The sequence below is a fragment of the Gottfriedia luciferensis genome (assembly GCF_002156865.1).
GTDB lineage: Bacteria > Bacillota > Bacilli > Bacillales > Bacillaceae_G > Gottfriedia > Gottfriedia luciferensis.
In genome coordinates this window covers 1-22,387 of the sequence record NZ_NCTA01000016.1, presented here as the reverse complement: position 1 = coordinate 22,387, position 22,387 = coordinate 1, and the positions used below count along the sequence as shown (strand labels likewise).

The 22,387-nt window shown below is 30.6% G+C and carries 27 protein-coding genes and 1 pseudogene; 5 read left to right on the top strand and 23 right to left on the bottom strand.

Going from position 1 to position 22,387, the window contains the following annotated elements; all coding sequences use genetic code 11:
• The first annotated feature begins 91 nt into the window (after positions 1-91).
• From B7R67_RS12540 to B7R67_RS12530, 3 genes are all read left to right on the top strand, one after another.
• Positions 92-1,807: a methyl-accepting chemotaxis protein gene (locus tag B7R67_RS12540; RefSeq protein ID WP_158095090.1), complete on the top strand. Its 1,716-nt coding sequence runs from the start codon at positions 92-94 to the stop codon at positions 1,805-1,807.
• A gap of 196 nt (positions 1,808-2,003) precedes the next feature.
• Positions 2,004-2,351 (top strand): methyl-accepting chemotaxis protein, encoded by a 348-nt coding sequence (locus B7R67_RS22850; RefSeq protein WP_407920396.1) that lies wholly within the window; start codon positions 2,004-2,006, stop codon positions 2,349-2,351.
• A 137-nt stretch (positions 2,352-2,488) separates the two neighbouring features.
• Positions 2,489-2,644, top strand: a complete 156-nt coding sequence (locus tag B7R67_RS12530; RefSeq protein ID WP_088070912.1) for a DUF1540 domain-containing protein — start codon at positions 2,489-2,491, stop codon at positions 2,642-2,644.
• Between the two features lie 166 nt (positions 2,645-2,810).
• Here B7R67_RS12530 and B7R67_RS12525 read toward each other — a convergent pair whose 3' ends face one another.
• From B7R67_RS12525 to B7R67_RS12465, 13 genes are all read right to left on the bottom strand, one after another.
• Positions 2,811-3,176: a hypothetical protein gene (locus B7R67_RS12525; RefSeq protein WP_088070910.1), complete on the bottom strand. Its 366-nt coding sequence runs from the start codon at positions 3,174-3,176 to the stop codon at positions 2,811-2,813.
• Positions 3,177-3,340: 164 nt separating this feature from the next.
• Entirely contained in the window at positions 3,341-3,667 is a 327-nt protein-coding gene (locus B7R67_RS12520; RefSeq protein WP_088070908.1) for an antibiotic biosynthesis monooxygenase family protein, read from the bottom strand.
• Between the two features lie 138 nt (positions 3,668-3,805).
• Positions 3,806-3,946: a hypothetical protein gene (locus B7R67_RS22315; protein WP_167374912.1), complete on the bottom strand. Its 141-nt coding sequence runs from the start codon at positions 3,944-3,946 to the stop codon at positions 3,806-3,808.
• A 209-nt stretch (positions 3,947-4,155) separates the two neighbouring features.
• Positions 4,156-5,316: an MFS transporter gene (locus B7R67_RS12515; protein WP_088070906.1), complete on the bottom strand. Its 1,161-nt coding sequence runs from the start codon at positions 5,314-5,316 to the stop codon at positions 4,156-4,158.
• A 449-nt stretch (positions 5,317-5,765) separates the two neighbouring features.
• Positions 5,766-6,137 (bottom strand): ArsR/SmtB family transcription factor, encoded by a 372-nt coding sequence (locus tag B7R67_RS12505; RefSeq protein ID WP_088070902.1) that lies wholly within the window; start codon positions 6,135-6,137, stop codon positions 5,766-5,768.
• A complete protein-coding gene (locus B7R67_RS12500; RefSeq protein ID WP_088070900.1) occupies positions 6,134-6,562 on the bottom strand; it encodes an SRPBCC family protein in 429 nt (142 codons plus the stop codon). The genes B7R67_RS12505 and B7R67_RS12500 overlap by 4 nt, the downstream gene beginning before the upstream one ends.
• Positions 6,563-6,763: 201 nt before the next feature.
• Positions 6,764-7,279 carry a GNAT family N-acetyltransferase gene (locus B7R67_RS12495; RefSeq protein WP_328587374.1) on the bottom strand — a complete coding sequence of 172 codons (516 nt, stop codon included), beginning with the start codon at positions 7,277-7,279 and terminating at the stop codon, positions 6,764-6,766.
• A gap of 26 nt (positions 7,280-7,305) precedes the next feature.
• Positions 7,306-8,118: a class I SAM-dependent methyltransferase gene (locus tag B7R67_RS12490; protein WP_088070896.1), complete on the bottom strand. Its 813-nt coding sequence runs from the start codon at positions 8,116-8,118 to the stop codon at positions 7,306-7,308.
• Between the two features lie 103 nt (positions 8,119-8,221).
• Positions 8,222-8,512 carry a hypothetical protein gene (locus tag B7R67_RS12485; protein WP_088070894.1) on the bottom strand — a complete coding sequence of 97 codons (291 nt, stop codon included), beginning with the start codon at positions 8,510-8,512 and terminating at the stop codon, positions 8,222-8,224.
• Between the two features lie 237 nt (positions 8,513-8,749).
• Positions 8,750-9,943 (bottom strand): CapA family protein, encoded by a 1,194-nt coding sequence (locus B7R67_RS12480; RefSeq protein WP_088070892.1) that lies wholly within the window; start codon positions 9,941-9,943, stop codon positions 8,750-8,752.
• 195 nt (positions 9,944-10,138) lie between these two features.
• Entirely contained in the window at positions 10,139-11,191 is a 1,053-nt protein-coding gene (locus B7R67_RS12475) for a hypothetical protein (RefSeq protein ID WP_088070890.1), read from the bottom strand.
• 88 nt (positions 11,192-11,279) lie between these two features.
• Positions 11,280-12,737, bottom strand: a complete 1,458-nt coding sequence (locus tag B7R67_RS12470; protein ID WP_088070888.1) for a sensor histidine kinase — start codon at positions 12,735-12,737, stop codon at positions 11,280-11,282.
• The gene (locus B7R67_RS12465) at positions 12,737-13,423 is read right to left on the bottom strand and encodes a response regulator transcription factor (protein ID WP_088070886.1); all 687 of its coding nucleotides are present in this window, start codon (positions 13,421-13,423) and stop codon (positions 12,737-12,739) included. The genes B7R67_RS12470 and B7R67_RS12465 overlap by 1 nt, the downstream gene beginning before the upstream one ends.
• 508 nt (positions 13,424-13,931) lie before the next feature.
• Between B7R67_RS12465 and B7R67_RS22160 the strand changes: the two genes are divergently transcribed.
• On the top strand, positions 13,932-14,084 hold the full coding sequence (locus tag B7R67_RS22160) for a hypothetical protein (protein ID WP_158095089.1): 153 nt from the start codon (positions 13,932-13,934) through the stop codon (positions 14,082-14,084).
• A gap of 152 nt (positions 14,085-14,236) precedes the next feature.
• On the opposite strand, the gene B7R67_RS12460 is transcribed toward B7R67_RS22160, so the two are convergent.
• From B7R67_RS12460 to B7R67_RS12435, 7 genes and pseudogenes are all read right to left on the bottom strand, one after another.
• A complete protein-coding gene (locus B7R67_RS12460; RefSeq protein WP_088070884.1) occupies positions 14,237-14,953 on the bottom strand; it encodes a toast rack family protein in 717 nt (238 codons plus the stop codon).
• Between the two features lie 145 nt (positions 14,954-15,098).
• Positions 15,099-15,290, bottom strand: a complete 192-nt coding sequence (locus tag B7R67_RS12455) for a hypothetical protein (protein WP_088070882.1) — start codon at positions 15,288-15,290, stop codon at positions 15,099-15,101.
• Positions 15,291-15,364: 74 nt separating this feature from the next.
• Entirely contained in the window at positions 15,365-16,147 is a 783-nt protein-coding gene (locus tag B7R67_RS12450; protein ID WP_088070881.1) for a class I SAM-dependent methyltransferase, read from the bottom strand.
• A gap of 162 nt (positions 16,148-16,309) precedes the next feature.
• Positions 16,310-16,819, bottom strand: coding sequence for a GNAT family N-acetyltransferase (locus B7R67_RS12445; protein ID WP_088070879.1), 510 nt, complete (start codon positions 16,817-16,819; stop codon positions 16,310-16,312).
• A gap of 37 nt (positions 16,820-16,856) precedes the next feature.
• Positions 16,857-17,318: pseudogene (locus tag B7R67_RS12440) on the bottom strand (nucleotidyltransferase domain-containing protein); the annotation flags it as partial.
• A gap of 210 nt (positions 17,319-17,528) precedes the next feature.
• A complete protein-coding gene (locus B7R67_RS22155; protein WP_158095088.1) occupies positions 17,529-17,693 on the bottom strand; it encodes a hypothetical protein in 165 nt (54 codons plus the stop codon).
• Position 17,694: 1 nt separating this feature from the next.
• Positions 17,695-18,948: a tetratricopeptide repeat protein gene (locus tag B7R67_RS12435; protein WP_088070877.1), complete on the bottom strand. Its 1,254-nt coding sequence runs from the start codon at positions 18,946-18,948 to the stop codon at positions 17,695-17,697.
• Between the two features lie 454 nt (positions 18,949-19,402).
• Here B7R67_RS12435 and B7R67_RS12430 point away from each other — a divergent pair, with 454 nt between their 5' ends.
• Positions 19,403-19,900 carry a hypothetical protein gene (locus tag B7R67_RS12430; protein WP_088070875.1) on the top strand — a complete coding sequence of 166 codons (498 nt, stop codon included), beginning with the start codon at positions 19,403-19,405 and terminating at the stop codon, positions 19,898-19,900.
• Positions 19,901-20,131: 231 nt separating this feature from the next.
• Here the strand turns inward: B7R67_RS12430 and B7R67_RS12425 are convergent, their stop codons facing one another.
• From B7R67_RS12425 to B7R67_RS12415, 3 genes are all read right to left on the bottom strand, one after another.
• Positions 20,132-20,596 (bottom strand): hypothetical protein, encoded by a 465-nt coding sequence (locus B7R67_RS12425; protein WP_088070873.1) that lies wholly within the window; start codon positions 20,594-20,596, stop codon positions 20,132-20,134.
• A gap of 176 nt (positions 20,597-20,772) precedes the next feature.
• Positions 20,773-21,492, bottom strand: coding sequence for a YebC/PmpR family DNA-binding transcriptional regulator (locus B7R67_RS12420; RefSeq protein ID WP_088070871.1), 720 nt, complete (start codon positions 21,490-21,492; stop codon positions 20,773-20,775).
• A 230-nt stretch (positions 21,493-21,722) separates the two neighbouring features.
• Positions 21,723-22,175 (bottom strand): hypothetical protein, encoded by a 453-nt coding sequence (locus B7R67_RS12415; protein WP_088070869.1) that lies wholly within the window; start codon positions 22,173-22,175, stop codon positions 21,723-21,725.
• Positions 22,176-22,387 lie beyond the last annotated feature (212 nt).

Here is a 22,387-nt window from a genome sequence, read left to right as displayed (position 1 = left end):
TTAGAATCTACCGAAGACTTAAAAAATTCAATTAATATCCGAAATAATGAACAACACTAATAAATTTACTATAAGAAAAAGGAAGAGAACTATGTTTAATTTAAAAATTCGGACTAAATTATTATTATTTTTAGCAATTCTAATTGTATTACCAAGTGCTGTAATCGGAATATCTTCTTTTATAAGCGCAAAAAATAAAGTAGAAGAAAATATTGTGAAAAACGCTACCGATAATGTTTCATTAATAAATGATAATATCAATAGTACGATATCAAATCATTTCAAATTAATTGATTTATTATCTAAATCAATTAACCAATCGAGTTACGAAGAAAAAAATCTTCCGACATTAATTAATCAATTCCAAAATGTTATTGATTCACATGACGAAATAGGTACTTCATATGTCGGTACTGAGAGTGGCAATATTTATATTTATCCAAAAGTAGAACTGCCTTCAGGTTATGATCCAAGAACAAGAGATTGGTACAAGGAAGCAAAGGAAAAGAACGGGAATATCATCATTACTACTCCTTACGTAGATGCAGCAACAAAATCAGTAATTGTAACGATTGCAAAGGCATTACCAGATGGAAGTGGAGTAGTTGCAATTGATATAACATTAGATGAATTAAAGAAATTAGTATTAAATGTTAAAATTGGTAAAACTGGCTATCCAGCGATGCTAGATCAAGATAATAAAGTTATCATTCATCCAACGATAAAGCCTGGTGATTCTCTACCTAATGCCATTACTTCAAAAATTGCCCAAAAGGCTAAAGGTAGTTTTAGTTACACATATAAAGGCGCTTCAAAACAATTGATTTATATTACAAATCCTATTACAGGTTGGAAAGTTTTAGGAACAATGGATCAAAAAGAATTCATGGACGAAGCTATGCCAATTTTAATTACAACAGGCATTATCGTTTTCATTTTCTTATTAATTGGAGCAGTAATTAGTTATTATATAATCCGAATGATTATGAAACCAATCAATGAATTAATAACTGTAACTGAAAAAGTTAGTAATGGAGACCTTACAGTAATAGTACCAGTAAGAGCAAATAATGAATTTGGAATTTTAGGTAAAGCATTCAATCAAATGATCCAATCTTTAATCCAGTTAATTTCAAAATTAAATTTAACATCAGATAAATTAGCTGTTTCATCTGAAAAACTTGCAATTACAATTACTCAAGTAAGTGAAATCACTTCAAATGTTAATAGATCAATGGAAGAAATGGCGGCTGGTGCTGAAATCCAAATGACCAGTACAAATGAATCATCAATTGCAACAGAAGAAATCGCTTCTGGTGTTCAATACGTAGCAGAAAAATTAGCTGAAGCAAGTGAATCTTCTTCTGAAGCAACAATTAATGTTGATGAAGGGAATAATTATATTCAACAAGGTATTATTGAAATGAGAAATATAAACGATACCGTAAAGAATAATTCATTATTAGTCCAACAACTAGGAAAGAAATCTTCTGAAATTAACGTTATTATCGATGTTATTAAAGGGATCTCCGAACAAACAAATTTACTAGCACTTAATGCATCAATTGAAGCTGCTAGAGCAGGAGAATATGGAAAAGGATTTTCAGTTGTTGCCCAAGAAATTAGAAAATTAGCTGAAGCAAGTGAATCTTCTTCTGAAGCAACAATTAATGTTGATGAAGGGAATAATTATATTCAACAAGGTATTATTGAAATGAGAAATATAAACGATACCGTAAAGAATAATTCATTATTAGTCCAACAACTAGGAAAGAAATCTTCTGAAATTTTTTATCGATGTTATTAAAGGGATCTCCGAACAAACAAATTTACTAGCACTTAATGCATCAATTGAAGCTGCTAGAGCAGGAGAATATGGAAAAGGATTTTCAGTTGTTGCCCAAGAAATTAGAAAATTAGCTGAAGCATCTAAAAAATCAACAAGTGAAATTTCTGAAATACTTTCTTCAATTCAAGGTGAAACTTCGTCCTTAATTCAAGCAATGGAATTAGAAGAGAAACAATCATTACAAGGCTTAGAAGCAATCACTCAAACAGGCGAAAGCTTTAATAAGATCCTCCATTCAATTACTGAGGTTAATAAACAAATTCAAGAAGTATCAGCAACTTCTGAAGAAATTTCAGCTTCTACTGAAGAAATATCTGCTTCATTTAATGAGATTTCGAACATTGCAACAAGTTCGTTTAACTCAACAAAATCGACTGCAATAGATACAAAAGAGCAATTACTCATGACTGAACAAACAAGTGTCGCAGTCGGAGAATTAGCAAGACTAGCATTCGAATTAAAAGAAGAAATTGCATTATTTAAAACAACTAAAGAAGAATAATAAGAAAACCTTATCGATTGAATTCGATAAGGTTTTCTTTAAGTTATACCTTAAGATTGAAACAAAAATAACCAATTAAAATAAGTATCAATCCTCTTATTAATGTTAATCATAACTTTAAAGGAGGTGTCTTTAATATGGCAAAAGATGTACTTTGCGAAGTGAATAACTGTAAATTTTGGGCTTCTGGAAACAAATGTAATGCTGATTCCATTTATGTTGTGAGTCATAAAGGGAAACAAGCTTCAAACAATGCTGAAACTGATTGTAAAACATTTGATCCAGAATTATAAGTATGTAAGGGTAGCCCTTGACGGTTACCCTTTCTTAATACTAGTATTGATAATAACTCTCATTTCCATTCAAATATATTCCATTTATTTTATATTTTTTACAATAAATCGTTTCGAACAACAAAAAAACCAACTTAATTAAGTTGGTTCATGGAAAACTTTTAACTCATTGATTAATTGCTTTCATTCCTTCTAATATGACCTTTGCATCTGCATTTAAAAAATCAAATACATCTTTCTTTACTAAGAGCATAGCATTTTCTTTTACTAATTTTTTTAATTCCCTTAAATCAAATTTAGTCGCATTAGTATTAATTGCATGGATGATCATCAATTCATTTCTAGTTAATTGTTCATAGCCATCTTTTTGGCGATTTGAAATAAAAACCAATAATTCTCTTGAATTACTGTTTAAAAGTGTTTTATTTTCTTTTAAAATTTCAATGTTCTCTTCAATGTACTTTCTAGCAATTGATAGTTCTAAGTTGTCCACACTTTTATTTATATTTGAAATTAATTCTTGTAGGATCAAATTCTTTCTCCCCTTTTAAGTTGAACTTATTTAATATATCGGACTAAAATTAAATAAGTTAATTTGGGAATAGAATCCCTACATATAAATCGAAATTAAAATCTTAACAAATACTATTCAATCTTGCTCCTTTTTAATTTTATCTTTCACATTAGCCTTTTAGTTCACATCTCAAAAAAACTATCCCGTTCGACTTTACAAACTCTTATAGCGAAAGATTCATACCAATCTTTTTTCCCACGATTTTGAGCTAGTCTATGTGTTGCATGCTCTTTCCATGATTTAATTGCTTCCAATGAATCCCAATACGAAACCGTAATACCAATTTCTTGATCACGTGCACTTTCAATTCCTAAAAACCCTTTTTGAGTTGAAGCTAATTCAACCATTTTTTCGGACATTTTTCCGTAACCATTATCTCCATCTGTTCGAATTGAAGAAAAAATGACTGCATAATATGGTGGCGTAGGTGTTTTTGCAAATGAACTCATTTAGAAAACTCCTTTTTATATTAATCATATTTGATTAAATAAAAATAATATATCAATTTTCCAAAAAATATTTTTTACACTTACTCTTAAAACAGCAAAATAAAAAAAGCGATACCGCTGTGGTATCGCTCTAATCATTCATTCGAAAATATAAGGGTTTCCACTTATGTTTGTTCTCATATCATTCGTTAATTCAAAATCATTTTGAAGATAACTATCCTTTGTCACTTCATCATTCAAACTTACACTACCATCATAATGTATTGGTTTATTTTCCATTTGTATCACCTTCTAATAAATTTAAGATTTATGCTTGAAATCTTATTATTAGAATGTCCAATTAATTTAAAATAATTGCTTTGTTAAAAAAAATGTTGATTTCCGTTCCAGGATACTCTTAAGTGCTTGAACAAGGAAAGGCATGACTAAACATCAGCTAAAATAATAAAAAAACGATGTTGTTATCCCCAACATCGTTTCGATCTAATTTAATTTGTTTTTGCAGTAACTTTATTTGTTTGAACAAAAGAGTAAATTGCAGAAAATAAAGCTAATATGACAATAATACCGCCAACTACTGCATTCATTGTTACTTGATATTGACTAATAAGTATACCACCTAAACTTGAACCTAAAGCAATACCAGTATGAGAGAAAGAATTATTTAAACCAACTTGAATATCAGCTGAGTCTTTTGCCACTTTAGCAAGGCTATCTTGAACAGCAGGACTAATAGACCAAGAGACCGTTCCCCAAATAATAACAATAACAAATAAACTAATCATTGAACTTGGCGCAAATGAAAGTGTTAAAATCGTAATAGCTAGTAATCCTAAATTGAAAACAATCGTTTTCCCTCCACCGAATTTATCAGTAGACCAGCCACCGATCCATCCACCAAGAATTCCTGCCATACCAAATACAAGTAACACGATACTTATCATTTTAGTAGATAGTCCCATTGTATTAATAAGATAAGGTGCAAAATACGTATAGATTGTAAAATGTCCTGTTAATTGTAAGAAAGAGATTAATTGAACTGATAAAATCCTTTTATTCTTAAGCGTTGCTACTTGCTTAATCAAAGGTATTGTCGGTTGAGAATCAACTTTTGGTAGAAATTTATAAATTCCCGCCATAGCGAATAAACTTAATCCCCCTACTAAAACAAATGTCATTCTCCAACCAAAATTTTCTCCGATAAGAGTTCCTAATGGGACACCAAAAACTAAAGAAGAACTAATTCCCATAAATATAATTCCAATTGCTCGACCTCTAATTTCAGAAGTAACGATATTCGCAGCAGTAGTGATAGAAACCACTATTACAACAGAACAACTTGCTGCAAGAATAATTCGAGCAATTAATAAAACGATAAAATTTGGACTTACTATTGAAAGTACATTTCCAAAGAAGAATACTGTTAATGCAATTAATAATAATTTCTTTCGCTCCATTTTCGAAGTAATTGCCATTAATACAGGTGCACCAAATGCAAATACGACTGAAAAAATTGAAACTAATTGTCCTACGGCACCAACCGAAACATTTAAATCTCCTGCAATCATTGACAGCAAACCAGTAATAATAAACTCTACCGTCCCTGCAACAAAGGTTGCAATAGCTAATATATATATACCTTTATGCATTGTTTAACTCCTCAAATTTTAATACATTTCATCTCTAAAGATTTCGTCACATTAGTTTATTATATAGATATAATTAGAAATGTCCACGTAAAAAAACGAACCTAATGAAGGTTCGTCTCGCTGTTGAAAATTAATTTTGTAAAATAAAGACCATATTTTCATAAAGGAAGTTGAGTGTTGTTCATTTCCACTACAGGATACATGCTTAATAGCAGGAACAAGGAAATGCAGGATCAAGAGGAAAGTGAAAGGAAAAGATATAAAAAAACTTTAGAGAATTTTATTGAATTCCTATATATAATATATTTCCTATCTGCTTTTCCTGTTTTTCCTGCCCTTCACATAGGAGTCGAGCACCCTTTCGTTCCAATCAACATACTCTTCAATAAAAGTATTCATAAAAAAACGATTTAAATAACCTTTACTCAGAAGAAATCTAAAGTCTCGAATTAATCATTTTTATTTTCTATTTTAGAATGAACTAATTTTATACTTTGGTCGTCTTTATTCTCAACAAGATGCTGTAAAATGGATAATTTATTCGCCCAAAATTGTTCGTAATAAGATAGCCAGTCTTTGATTTCTAAAAAGGCTTCTGGCTGTAATTTATATCGTTTTTCTCTGCCAACTTTTCTTCCGCTAATCAATTCAGCTTCTGAAAGTATATGGAGATGCTTCGCAATTGCTGTTCGACTAATTGGAAATTTATTTGTTATTTCGGAAATAGGTAGTTCCTGATTAGCTAATAATTTTAGTACTTCTCTTCTAGTAGGATCGGCTATCGCCTGAAAAACATCGTATTTTTGAGCTGAACTAGTCACTGATTTTCAACAACCTGTTTTAGTTTTTGAACAATACCTGTCCATCCACCATTCATCTTGTCGCGAACAATCGCACTCTTTTCGTTTGCTTTTGGAAGAATTTCGTCAGCTGTTTTCCAACCGCTATGAATTAATGTAAATTCCGTTTTATCTTCTAATTCTTTTAAATTAAAGGAAACTACCCATCCTTCAACATCCCATGTAAACGATAGATGATTAGGTTCATTAATTTCTAATACTTTACAAGGTGATGGACCAAATGGTGATTGCAAATGAAACTCATGACCTACAATTGGTTGAAAATCATTTGGCATAAACCATGCAGCAATCCCTTCTGATGTTGATACTACTTCCCAAACTTTTTGAATTGGTGCATTGTATACAACGGTTTGTTTAATATCTTCAACTTGATTTTGAACTCCCATTAGATCACTCTTTCAAATTTAATATAAAACCTTTTGGTTACATTTCAGATTATAGTAAACCAATTAGTTTTATGTCAATTGCCTAGTACTTAATTATTTTTACCAACAACCATCTATTTATTAGGACCAGGGTCAAGGAAAGGCAGGATCAAGGAGACTTTAGAGAAATTTCCTGTCCTATTGTTTCCCCTGCTTTCATCCCTAAATGTTTTCCCTGTCGTCCCTGCTCTTACCTGTCCTTCCTGCTCCTAATTTCATCGTTATAAAATCAGCCCGATCCGTGTAAAATTCTTTGTCTATTTCAAAGCTAAACTTTTTATATAAATTAATTGCTCTTGTATTAAACTTTGCTACTGTTAATCTAACTGATGATTCAATTGTTTTCTCTTGAATATGATTTAGGATAAATTTCAAAAATTGACTTCCAAAACCTTGTCCAGTTAATTCTGGTTTGATGCCAAGTCCTAAATCAATTAATTTTTCGTCATAGACACCAAAGTCATATCCTTTCGGTACTTGAGCTGCTTGTCCAATGCAGAAAAAACCAATTAATTGTTCATTTTGATCTACGACTGCATCATAATGATTATTCATTAATTCATTAAGTCCTTCTATACTTATTTCATTATTATAAAAATCGTACGGATGCTCATATTTCCAATTAAGTATTTCTATGGCGTTCGCCTCTATCATTTTTCGAATAAATAACTCCATCATTTTCCCCTCATGATACCATCTTTCTTTCAATCTTTACTTACTTTTTTGCCAATAAATAGCAGGTGCGATGACAGTCCAAGTACTGTTGGATCATTTGCTCTTTCAATTAATAGATTCATTACTTCATTGACTTCATCTTTCTCTTTCCAATAGTTCCAGTTTTCATTTGATAAGAATGTACCAATATTTGATCCGATTAACTCGATACAATCAAATCCATTTGCAGTCATAAATTCTTTAATTTCATTGATTTCAAAGTAGTATGCTCCAGTAAAGCGCCCTTCATCACGATGATCAAATTGGCCTGTTTTGGAAAATTTATCAATTTCTCTCATAGAATTATTCGGTTTCCAATTTTCTGGATTACTCAATGAATTCATAATATGTCTAACCCTTGACATAAACGCTACAAAAACGAGACCATCATTTTTTGTTACTCTATATAACTCTTGAACTGCTTTTTTTCGATCATATTCGTCTTGTAAATGATACATAGGTCCAAGCATTAAGGTTGCATCAAATTGCCCATCATCCAATTTATAAAGATGTCTAGCATCCATTGTATAAAATCCCTTAAATTGATTATGTAAGTTAAGTTCTATCGCCTTATCTTTAGCAATATCAACTAATTTTGGTGTTAAATCTGTTAACGTGACTTGATAACCTTCTTTTGCTAATTTCATTGAGTATTTCCCAGGTCCGGCACCATTATCTAAAATCTCCCCAGTTTTTGGCATATATTTTTTCATAAAATGCCAATTCACTTGAAATTCTATCGGTTCTCGATCCAGCCTACCCCATTCATCGAATTGATTATAGTAGTCAATTATTTTACTCATAATACCACCTTCTTTTTGAGAAATATTGAAAAAGCATTACCCTATCTAAGAGTAATGCTAGAAGTTAAATGAAATAATTTCTATTGCATAAAACTTAATCAACTTAAGAAATTGCTTTACTCCTAATAAAAAACATAACTACTATATTTATAAAAAAAATACCTAAAAAGCATGCTGCTAATAATTGAACCCCGGAAATCACACTAAACCCATCTCCAGCATTAAATAACCACCATACACTAGCAAAACCAAAGGCGAGAAGATTAATATTAAATGCAATTGACATTGTAGCTAAAACATTTTGTGTTTTTGTTTGCATTTTAATCTCAAACCAAACTGATAATATCAACGATACGAAAATAAAACTAAGGAAAGCAATAAATTTAATATCCATTATTATTCCTCCTATATTTTATTTGGTCATCATCTTACTTTATGGTTATTCATTTGATTCGCTATATAGAGTAGAAAATCCTTCCAAAAAAAATAACATCGCTACTCTAATTTAAGAGTTACGATGTTATTTTATTACTAGGATCTGTTAAAAAAGAATGTTGATGATTTCCGTTCCAGGATGCCCTAAAGAGCAGGAACAAGGAAAGGCAGGATTAAAGGGAAAAGAGATTATTTGTTATTTTTCAAATTGCGTCCAATTAGAACCATTTATTTTATTTGAAGTATAAATTATTTTTTTCTTTACCCTTACTGCTTCAGGACCTTTTAAAAATAATGGTTGGTAATTATTGCGACTAGCGACTGAAGAAATCGAAAATGGTACAACTCTAATCTCTTTTTGATTCGTAAGTACTCCATTTTTCAAATGGAAAATTTGTTGAAATACAAAGGTATCTTTATCTTTGGGATTCTTATTTCCACCAAACATAAAATTCCCTAAGCTATATGCAATAAATTTCCCTTTATAATCCTCAATACCTTGTATAACATGTGGATGATGACCAACTATTAAGTCAGCACCATGATCAATCGCATAATGGGCTAAATTCCTCTGAGTAGTGTTTGGAACATAGTCTCTCTCAATCCCCCAATGAAAATGAATTAAGATAATTTTCACACCATTTTTTTTCAAATTCTGAATATCATTATTAATTTTAATTCGAAGGTTAGGAGAATCATTCCACCCCTCATAGCCAAGTACGCCTATTTTAACTCCTTTAATAGTCGTTACAAATTGATTGTTATATCCAAAGTAACCGATTTTTTGTTGCTTTAATGAATTAATTGTATCTTCATACCCTTTTTGTAAATAATCATGACTATGGTTGTTCGCAAGATTTACTGCTTCAATGCCGCTTAAACTTAAAATTTTTGCGTATGATGGACTACCTTTAAATCTAAATGTTTTGGTAGCTTTCTTTGATGCATTTGTTAACGTTGTTTCTAAGTTAACAGTTGATAAATCATCTTCTTTGAAGATATTGTTTAATCCTTTTGTAAAATAGTCTAAACCATTTTTATTTGCTTCCGCTGGAAAAGAGTTAACATAATGAAAACCTTCATCAGACCCAATTGTAAAATCACCAGCTGCACTGATCTTAATCGTCGTTTCTATATTTTCTGGTTTAGCCGTATTGTTATTCTCTGGCTTCTGAACAGGTGGTTTAACAACTGGTTTTTTTATCGGTTTTGGTACATCTTCCACAATATTTTTCGAATCATTCTTTATGAAGCTGTTATCCACTTCATAAATCGTCTTATAAACATAATAGCTAATGGCTGAAACACATCCAAATAAAGCTAAAATAAAAATCCAAATAATTACTTTTTTACTTTTTCTTTTTTCTGTATTTTCTCTCCGACTCCTCATATAATTTATTTCTCCTTTTAATACATTTAACTAATAATAGATTTCCCCTGTATTGCTTAGTTTATTGACCTGATTTTACAAGAGCTGGAACTAGGAAAGGCAGGATTACGGTGAATTGAAAAGCTACAGACTTCAGAGAATTATATTCATCTTCTCTAATTAATTCTCGTCCAACATGCCCCAAGCTTCCTACTCTTAATTCTTGCTCTTCAAAGTTAATACATAGGCTACAAATTCATTTTTATTTTTTTTCTCAATTACTGTTGAAACTAATAACTTTTTACCAGAAGGGCTCCAAGTTATCGGTCCTGCAATTTCATCTAAGTCAGTAGATAATTGTGTTATCTCTCTAGTTTTGACATCAATAACAAATAATCCTCTTTCTCCTTTATCTTCCGAAATAACGGAAAAGGCTAATGTTTTTGAATTTGGCGACCAACCTGAACCAAATATCTGTGTACCTTTTGCTAAAGATACAGTTTTTCTTCCATTTGCATCCGTAATAAATAACTCTCTTTTAGTCGGTGTAATTTTTCTTACGATCGCGAATTTCTTTTGGTTAGGTGAAGGAATAACCCATTCAACTTTTTGATCACCGTACATTTTCCTAATTATATTTATTATGTCGGAATTAGAGTCAATCTTATTAACATGACCATTTAGATCGGTAGAATACGTTTGTTGGAATAATGTTGAATAAATTAAATGCGAATTATCTATCCATCTGCCTTCTGTTGGGATTGCAAAAATCGTATCTGGTTCAGATACTTTAACTTTATTACTGCCATCATGATTCATAATATATCCAGTTCCTGTATTCCCATCTTCCGTTACCTTGAAGAAAATATGTTTTTTATCCGGTGAAATAACTGCACCAACTTGATCACGTTCTTCACTTACTAATGCCTTTGATTTGTTTGATCTTACATCATACGCATATAAGTTTATATGATAAGTAGGTTGACCATTATCTGTCATAGCCGATTTTGGTAAACTTGTATTTTTTTGTTCAATCAAAATTGTATTTTCATCTAACCAATCTGTACCACGAATTCCCTCATACCGATTTATTTTTTTAAGTGCTAAGTCATTCGTAACTACCTCTTCATTCTTTGTTAAAACTGTAATTTTCTTATGTTTATTTTCAATGACAATATTATCTTTTTGATTTTGCAAACCACATCCAGATATGAATAAAATTGTGCAAAGTAAAAAGATTATTTTTATCAACATCTTCCTAAACACCATATTACCCTCCTATTATTCGAGTACTATTTGTATGATAAGAAAAAGTTGTTTCAATTTTTAGCATGAAATGTTTCCAAGTTGTAAACATTTAGATGAATAAAGGAAACGTAATAATAAATTTCGATCCGCTCCCTTCGATCGAATCCACGCAAATTGTACCGTTCTGTTTTTCAATCAAATCTTTTGTTAATGCAAGTCCCAATCCAGATCCACCCGATTGACGAGAGCGATCCTTATTTACAGTAAAAAATGGTTCAAATATTTTACCTAATACAGTAGAAGGTATCCCGATTCCTGTATCGCTAATGATGATGACTACATGATTATCCTCAATTTTATTTGATACTGTTATCTCACCGTCTTGTTTATTATACTTAATTGCGTTATCAATTAGATTCATTATGATTAATGTAAAACTCTCTTTATCAATTAAAATAGATGCATGTTCAAAATTTGTAACAATAGACAAACCAAACTTTGTCATTTTACCTTTCATACGTAAACATAAATCTTCAAGTAATTCTTTTACATCTACCTTTTCATTCACTATTTCAAAGTCATATTTTTCAAGCTCTGCCAATTTTAATATTTTTTCAACCATATCATAAAGACGCAGCGATTCTTTCCCAATATTACTGACTGCTTCTTCTAACAATTTCGGATCATCCGAATACATATCTAATAAATCAATATAGGCTCTTATAACAGTAAGTGGTGTTTTAAATTCATGTGTAATCGATCCAATAAACTGCTTTTGCTGTTTTTCTAATATTTTCAGCTTTTCTACAGCTAATTGAAGATTGTCTTTTTCTAGTTGTATTCCTTTCATATTTTGTTGAATTTGATTACTCATATAAAAGATTGCTTGGCTTAAATAACCTAATTCATCATTTCTTTTTAACACTGAGTTCTTAGGATAGTTACCTAATTTTATCTCCTCAGTTACTCTCCTTAGTTTCAAAATACTCGTAACAAGGGCGTTAAAGAAAAAATATCCAATAATAAAACTAAGGATCGTTGTAATTAGACCAATCTTTATAAATAAATTAATCGTATTATCGTAAAATTTTTGATTACTTACTAATGAGTAATCAAATTGAACAACACCTATTTGTTTATTTGCATTATAAATTGGAGCGAAATATGACAAAGTTTCACCAATTTCTTGATATGCACTTTTGCCTTTTAAAGCATAATTTAAAGTATCCTTTACATCCCTAGAAGTTTCTAAAGGAAGAGAATCGCCAACAACTTTTCCTGACATATTAAATATTGTGACATGTAGACTACTAATGATTCCAATTTGTCTAGCAATCTCATGACCATATTGCTTAAAAAATTGTTGAGGGTTCACATCAGTTTGGCTTAAGTAAATCTGCTTTACATATACATTCGCTAGTTTACTTTGCCTGGCGAGCAATTCTTCAGTTTGTTTTTGCTGATTTTGTTTTATTCCTTGAAGGACTAAAATACTCAAAACAATTACTGTACCAATTAATAGAACGGCTAAAAACAAGCTAGACTTTAATTTGATGCTTAATTTCATTACTGCTCACCTGACATTTTGTATCCAATTCCAAATACAGTTTGAATTAGATGTTGATAAGATGGACCTAATTTTTTTCGTAAACGTTGTATATGAATATCCACTGTTCTTGTACCGCCAATGTATTCCATACCCCAGACTAAATCTAATAATTCATCCCGACTAAAAATTCTCTCAATATTTGAGATTAATAGTACTAGTAATTCGAATTCCTTTGGCGTCAATTCAATAGTTGTTCCACTAATCGTAACTTTTCTTTGAAATGGTATTACTTGTAATTCTTTAATTGAAATAATCTTTTTTTCATCAACTGACGACTGTTTTATAAGTCTTCTGAGTAAAGACCTAGCTCTAGCAATTAACTCCCTAATATCAAATGGTTTTGTTAAATAATCGTCTGCTCCAAACTCTAATCCTAATACTCGATCGATTATGTCATCCTTAGCTGTAAGTAAAATAATCCCAAGACCATCCTTATGACCAATTTGTTTACAGAGATCCAAACCATTCATTACAGGCATCATAATATCTGATATAAGAATATCCGGTTTAAAATTTGAAATTTTTTCTAAAGCTTCTTTACCATTAAACGCGTTTTCTACTATAAATCCCTCTCTACGGAAAGCATATGTCAATGGATCTACAATACTTTTTTCATCGTCTACGATTAGAACTTTCGCTTGCATTTCCTCACCTAAATTCATATTTTATGTTTTTATTAACATCTTTTAACTAATTTTTATCCTTAGGATAAAATTATAGATGGCTATCTATTCAATTACTAAATGTTTTTTATGAAAAATAAAAAATTTTACATTTTTGAAACATCTCATTCCCATTTTTTTAATCTGTTCGTATTAATCAATTACTTTGAACAACTTTCTAGTCCATTATCTATTTTCATACATTATGTAATTTTGGGAGTACAAAAATGGAGCATGACTACATTCGCAATGTAAAACAAAAAAATGCAAAAAATACACTGCCATGTAATTTTTATTACGATCCTAATTATCCATATATTTACCAAAGAAATGATCATCATCAATAAGAAAGAAAAGCATCTAGATATTCTAGATGCTTTTCTTTCTTATTGAAGTAATTTAATGTGGGCAATATTGAAAAATCTAAAATGACCTACTTGCCACAAAACTATAAATTGATAAGGGCTTAATTTCATTAGAATGAATAAATTTGGCAGAATGGGACACTAGAATTAGTTCAATTGAGCAATATCCACATTTATTAGCTATTTTAATACAAGCGCAGTATGAATCTTTTAAACAAAATAGTGAATCAAATATTCGCACGCTTTTTACACCAAATGATATTAAAATTAGTTTGTGAAGAATCAGGATGGAAAATAACAGATGAAACCAGATGGTAGCTGGGAAGTTTATAAAACTTTAGAGGAAACTAATCTGGTGTTCAACGTCATTTTTCCCCATCAGATCCCACCTTAATTGAAGAAAGTTCTACTTCTCTACTAACTTATTATTTTAATCTACTTTAAGGTTTACTTCTCCAACCCCAAGTTCCATGTTTATAGTTACTTTAACTTTTGAGTCTTCATAAGCCTTATTAACATAAACACCATTTCCTTTTGAGATTAAATCAACTACGTTTGCCTTACCAATTCCTTTGCTAGTTTTGACTTTCACTCCAACATTTGAAGGAAGAATAATTGTCGTTTTTCCAACTCCTGATTCAATATTTACATCAAAACTGTTTTTCCAATTCCCACTTAAATTGACATTAAGCTCCCCAACACCAGTCTCTATATTTAATTTCTTAAGTTTCAAACCACGTAAATCGAGATTAGTCTTTGAAGCTCCTGTATTTACATCTAAATCTAACGGGACTTTATTTGTAAGCTTTAAATCCCATTCATTCTTAAATTTTCCTATTTTAAAATTAGGAAAATGTTTTTTTGATTGATCAATTTTAACTTCCCCTGTAGTGTCCTTAAGACTATACGAGACGGTAGGCTCAAGTTTCCTATTATAATCAATACTTCCATCAATCCAGTTTTTGGCACCTTTTGAAACCGTCATTTCGCCAGCACCTAAATTTAAATCAACATGCAATTTTTTTGCTTTATCTTTCTTTATTGAAATTAATTCATTTTTTACATTGTCATTATTACCGATTGAAAAACCAACAACAATAAATAGTGTAGTTAAAACAAATAAAATAGAAAATAAAATTTTTTTCATTATAAAACCTCCATAATTGCAATTCTTATATTCTCATTTTATGGAAATTTAAAAATCTAGATAACATTCCGTAGCATTAATTCAACTAAGTCTTAAGTCTGAATGTAATTAATTCCAATCAGTTATTGCCTCACGATCAACTTCCTTAATTTTCGTTATGATGCATTTTAGTTTTTCTCCAAATAATTGACACTAACAAAATGATTATGCCAATCGAAGTACCAATTAGTTGGTCTATTAAAAAATCACCAGTTCTTATTAATCGAATCGTAAATGTTCCTCCAAAAATAATGAGGCACATACATGTAAATTGGATTAGATATGTATTAGCTTTCATTTCAATCTCCTTTTATTTCATAAATCAATAGTAATCTATCAATTTTGTTAACAATAAAGATCATGTGATAGTTATTAAACAGTTACTCTAACAACGTAACGTGAAAAGGTAATTGGCAAACCATTCGCTGTAGCATTTTGTTCAAAAATTTGTTTTACTCGTGTATAGTTTTCTTCCATTAAATATTGAAAAATTGATTGTTTTTGACCAAAACAGCGTAGTTTAAAAACATCTTTAGGAGTATGTAAAATTTCTATACTTTTTATAATCTGTATTTCCGAACGCTCGAACATACTAGTATCAAGCCTTCTCATTAACGTATCTAAAATTGGAGTCCCATTAGAAATCGTTTTAAAAAGATTCGGAAACAATATAGGTAATTCAGCTCCTATTTCGTCACCGGGATGAAGTCCAAGTATTTTGCCACCTTTTTTAACTACTTGCTTTAATTCAGGATATGCAGACGTCGGTCCCTTTCTGTTATAAGCACAATCAAATTGACCAGCTTCAAAAGGCAATCCTTTTTTCGTATTCCCTACTACAAAGGATATATTTTGTTTTTGGTTTTTACTTCCACTTTTAATGAAGTCATTCGTCACATCAAAACCTATTATTTCTTTTGCATGTGAACTGCATTGAATAGTGAATTCTCCATGCCCACATCCTACATCTAACACTTTTTGGTCTTTTATCATCAGGAAAACTTCTTTATTAAAAATAGACTCTCCATTCGGTTCCATGACCGTTGATCTCCATGGATATGAGTATTCACCATATAATTTTCCAAGCTGTTCATACCACTCTATAGAATGCGGGGTTAACCATTCCTCAATCAAAGTAGGGTCAAGTAATTCCATCTAGTTTAAACCTCCTTTGCTTATTTTCCAAACTAATCGTTAATCCTTGAATTAATTGAAATACCTTCTATATAATAGTCATAATGAAAAAAGAGCAGATTATCTGCCCGTAGTGTATAAACAAAGTCCAATAAGTTTGATTTTTAGACTGATTAAAAACGTTTATGATGATTGAATTTCACCACCTGGGCGAAACCTTCCCATCATAATTTCATCAACAAAACGCCCGTTTGCCTTTATATTCCCTTTCTTAACACCTTCAACTTTAAATCCAAATTTTTCATATAATACTTTTGCAGTTGGATTTGTTTCTAATACGCCAAGTTCTACCCTTTCCAGTAGCAACCAATTATCCGCTAAATCTAACATTTTAGTTAGCAAGGCTTTTCCAATCCCTTTATTATGATAAGCACTATCAGTCGCGATAAATAAATCTCCAACATGTGACCTACGTCCGGTTCTTTGTGCTAAACCGATAAATCCAACAACATCACCATTGTACTCCGCGACAAATTCATATTCGTTTTGTTGTAAATTTTTAATTCGATTTTCCATCATCTCTACTCTCATACTAGGCAAAAAAATCATATTCGGAAATACTTTGTCTTGTGTACAAATTCGATGAATTGCTCTAGCGTCAGTTAATTCCACTGGCCTTATTGAGATTTCCATAAATCTTCACCTCTACCTTAATTTTTTAGTATAAAACTTATGATAAATCTTGGAGCCACTCATGATCAGGATGATGGCGTAAGATTGCTTCTCGTAGCCAAGTTTTTCTTGATTTCTCTAAACTATTTTTCACATAGTCAAAATCATGTCGATCTTTTTCTCTCGTATTTTTTACTTTGTATAAAAGAACGATTTCTGGATTTAAGTAAGGTATGCCTTGAGTTGAAATACTAAAAAACGAGTCTAGTCCACAAGTAATAGATACATCTCTCCTAAAACGCCACTCATTATTTTCGATTTCATTTAATAGCACCTCTAATTCACTATTGGATTCATGAGTACTTCCGTGAATTTCATGAATAGGAAGTTCTAAATATTCATTCTCCCAAAGTGATAATTCTCCTTTATTCACTTTATTAAACGTCCAGTTCTTTAAATAATGCTTTAGACTTAGTTGATCCTTTCTTGCAATTGCGATTTCTATATCATGATGATTTCTTGTTTGTTTATTTAATTAAAGATCGATGGCCCATCCACCTGCTATATACCATCCATTATTAAATCCGCTCATTATTTCCCTTATCTTAAGGCATTCCTCAAATGACATAACCTACCTCCTATTTGGCAAATATTACACCGCTACCAATTTACACTTTCAGTATTAAAAAAAGTACCACACTAATGTATGATACTTAATAATTTAATTACGTCAGTCATCTTTTTGTACTCTCGGATGTATTGGCTCATCAATAAAAGAACGATTTGAACGATGATGTGGAGCCTGGTCATCTATGTAAATAGATGGTTCAATATTAATCGTTAATACAGCAAACAAACATAATACTGTAATAAACTTAACAAGTCTTTTCATCATGCTATTTCCTGCTTTCAATAATTTTTAATAGAATAGTATTGTATTCTTTATATAACGCATTTTGCTCTTCGATTGTTTCATGTTTTTGATAGTAATCTATCACAATTCCATAATATTTAATTAATTTATCTGAGTCCTTGCTTTTAATCCACAATGGTAATGCTACTTCACGTAAGTATGCTACTAAACTTTGTTCGTCCTTTTTAGCTTCAAATAATAAAACTTTCATTCTAATATAAATCGAACTATTTTTATCCTTAATTTTGGACAGGTTTTTACATAATAGTTTAATAGCTGTTTCGAAATCATTCAAAATCATCATATTGTTTGCTATATTCGAAATGACTGAAAAATACTCTTCAGTATCCTCTTGAATATTTGCTAAGTATTCTTGATAATATTTAATTGCTTTTTTATGTTGATTAGAATGATAGTATAAAAATCCTAAATTATGTAAAGCACTCAAATGGATTGTTTTATCACTTAATATTGAGGAAATATCAAGTATTTCTTTTAGAAATGTCTCAGCTTTATCTAGAAACTTACTCTTTATTAACTGTAGTGAAAGTAACATTTTAGCATCAAGAATACGTTTTATATTATTATTTTGTACAAAAATAGGTATCGCTTTATTACAAAAATACATTGATAATGACGTTTGATTTATGAAACTATATACGAGTGCTCTATAAAAGCAATATTCCTGAAACTCTATTTCAAGATTAGGAGTAATTTCCTGGACTTCATCCATTACTAGTAAAGAATCATCATATCTTTTATCTTTTATGTAATATATTGATAGTGTAAACATATATTTTATAAATTCATATTGGGAAAATTTCTTCTTTTTTGACTCAAGTTTTTTCAACATTTTCTTGGCCATTTTTAAATCTTCGATAAAAATATAATATCTCCAAATCGTTATAAAAAAATCATTTGATATATTAGTATAATTAATAGAATCCTCTTTCTCTTTTAATTCTTCAAATAGAATTTTACTTGAATCGTAATCAGCACGTTCGATGGAATTCCATAATCGTTTAAGCTGAATCATTACTTCATCTAACTTAATTTCGTTGTCATCTATTTCTACTTCCATTTTTCTTAATAGCAATTCAATCGTGTCAATGCCTGCCTCTTTAGTACCGTTTTCAATTTTACTTAAATGAGAAACAGAACATATTCCTTCACATAATTTCTCCTGGGTCCATCCTAATTTCTTTCGATGATGAAAGATCATCATGCCATAATTCATATTAATATCTCCTGTTCAACTTTATTTAAAACTGATTTGTTACATTTCTTAATGAACATATTTTCTTATATTAATATTTTTAATTTTTTCTTAATATATAAATTTTATAAGATTTTTCGTCATATTAATATACTTTTTCACTTAAATTCTGACAAATTATATTCAAAAAATTTTCCCAATACAAAAACTTTGAACTGAGTGGTATGATTTTGATACACGCAATTAAACAATACTAGCGATTTAACTTCATTAGTATTATTTAAATGCACCCCCATTTAATAACCAGTTTAAAGCAAGATGTAATCATTACATCTTGCGATTTTTTTATGGAATAACCCTTTTTATATTGTAATTAAATAATTTAAATATAGTTTCCTTCTTAAAAGTGAACAAGTATTTAACTAATTATACAAACTAGTAGTCTTTCAAATTAATTTATTCTAAGGGGTCTCATATGGTTAAAAAGCCACGTTCTTTCCTTTTGGTAATTTTTGGTATTATTGTCTTTTTTATATTATCATTAAATCTATATATTGAAAAAGAAAAACAGAACAGATTTGACAATGAAGTAGCCGCTGAAATTTTAGTAGAGCAAAGTGTTCAAGATTCAGCAAGAATGTATATTTCTGCATTAAGATGGAGAGATATTGAGAAATATAACTCAGTTGTAGTAGCCCCACTAAAAATAAATAAATACTCTAACTACTTTAATAACATAATAGCCCATGTCATTGATGCGAAGTTTATAGGAGATAATCTTTCCGCTATCCACTTAAAAAATAATGATCGCTCAGCTACAATCCATGTTAAATATGAAATCACTTTTGATGAAAGTGTTAAATCTGATGGTATTTATACAACCGGTAGAAATATTTGTAAGGTTTCACTTGATTTAATAAAATTAAAAAATAAATGGGTTATTACGAATATTTATGATTTAAAAATGATTTGATATCGAAGTTTATAACTTTATCGGAAAGAGTAGAAAATACTAATTATTACATATAGAAAACTCCCTGATTGGCGAGCCTTAGGCCGAAGATTGAGACTTAGTTCACATAAACTTGATACCTAAAATTGGCAACTACGTCGAGTCTCCTACACTGCTGCCTAAAATAAAAAGGGGTGTCCCAACGGTCAATATTTTGACTTTTGAGCCACACCCCTTTTTTTAATGTTAAAATTACGGTTTAATTGTTTCTAAATCTTTCATTAACCAGCTCTTACTTTTTTCATCCTTAACATCTTGTGCATACTGTATTGCCTTATTTTTAGCTTCTATGCTTTCAGTTGATTTATTTAGTTTAGCGTGCGCCCTTGATGAAGCCTCGTATGCATAAGCTATGTAAAATGGTTCTAACTCTGCATTAATACTTACATCGATGCATTTTTGAGCGTAGTTTAATGCAATTTCACCTTGTCCAATAACAGCATAAACTCGTGATAATTGCCAATAACCAATCGATAAATTTTTCTGAGTATGCTCCTCTACCTTTGTCCAGTGCCAAAAAGAGCTATGACATAAATGGACCATTTCTTCTGTTTGGCTTTCCGATCTGATATCTAATTCTAGTAAGTCCCACACTTTATTAAAACACAATACTGCAAAATGCCTATGAGTAGAACTAGTTTCAATGGTCTCTTCCATTCTATTATCCTCCTTCATTAGATACTACAATTAACAAGTGAATTATAAGAAAATTTAGACTATATGTAAACTGTGATATTTCCTATTTACTTTCTTTACCAGTAACTGAGCAAAAAAAAAAAAAACGGTTCTTTATAAGCTTAAAAGAACCGTTTTTATAGATTTTCAATAATTAATTATTCACCTAAGTCTACATTATGGTAAACTCGTTGAACATCTTCTAAATCTTCAAGAACATCTAACAATTTTTCGAACTTAGCTTGGCCATCTTCTGGTAAAGTTACATCGCTTTGTGCAAGCATTGTTAGCTCAGCTACAGTGAATTCAGTAATACCAGCATTTTTAAATGCTTCTTGCATTGCGTAGAACTGATCCAGGTCACCATAAACGATAACAGCATCATCTTCTTCTAAAATATCGCGGACATCAACATCTGCTTCCATTAAAATCTCTAGAACTTCATCTGAAGTTTTACCTTCAAGTCCAATTACTGCAGTTGCGTCAAACATATATGATACTGAACCAGTTACACCTAAATTCCCACCATTTTTACTAAATGCAGCACGTACTTCTGCCGCTGTGCGGTTAACGTTATTCGTAAGTGCATCAACAATAACCATTGATCCATTAGGTCCAAACCCTTCATAACGAAGCTCATCAAAGTTCTCTTCCGAACCACCTTTTGCTTTTTCAATAGCTCGATCAACAATATGTTTTGGTACACTATATGTTTTCGCACGTTCAAGTACAACTTTTAAAGCTTGGTTTGATTCTGGATCTGGCTCACCTTGTTTTGCCGCTACATATATTTCGCGTCCAAACTTTGCATAGATACGACTAGTATTCGCATCTTTTGAAGCCTTCTTTTCTTTAATATTATTCCATTTACGCCCCATCTTGTTCCACTCTCTTTCAACTTCGAATCTACGATTAATTTACTATGTATTAGGTATCTTTTCAACAACAAATCAATGACGATATGTTGTTGCATTCTTCTAGATTACCAAATACTCACTATTCAATATTATACCTTATTTGGTCAATTTCAAGAAATTAATCGTTACTAAAAAAATGTGGAAATAAGAACATTACCCCAATATTCAGGGAAAGTATCGATCAATTCAGATCAAAGTATCTTCAATTTAATGAGATACGTAAAATAATTGTTCCCTTTCCAAGTTCCCTTCACTTCATAAATTCGCTCACCTTTTTTGGAACCTATATGAAAAGTATAATCCCCATAGCCTTTCGAATATTGGTCATATACATATGATTTTTTTGTAGCTGAGTGCTCTACTATTTCTACATTCTCTGGTTGTTTTGAAAAATGAATTTTTACTGAGTCACCTTCGAAAGCTGCAATAGCCACTTCTTTCTTTATAGCAGTGAATGTATCTTTAAATGTTGTTCGGTCTTTCATTCTTTTTCCCCAAGAATAATTTGCAATTTTATAAGGAATTGTTTTATCTGCTAATTCAAATTTAACTTTCGGCTCTTCTTCTTTTGAAAGTATTGTTTGGTTTATTATTAAATACATCGTAAAGATTGCTAATAAATACATTAATACGCTTTTAACCATCTAACTTACGCTCCGTATTTTCATTTGTTATGTTAAATTTAATCTATTTCCGCAAAAATGTCATCGAGAAAATTCTGTGTTTTCAAAAAGTTTTTTCTTCACATAAATTAATCTTTTATTATTCAAAGGTTTGTTAAAAAAGAAGGTTGATTTCCGTTACAGGATGCTCGCTTTCCATGGGGCGTGAGGCTTTAGCCTCCTCGGCAAGCCTG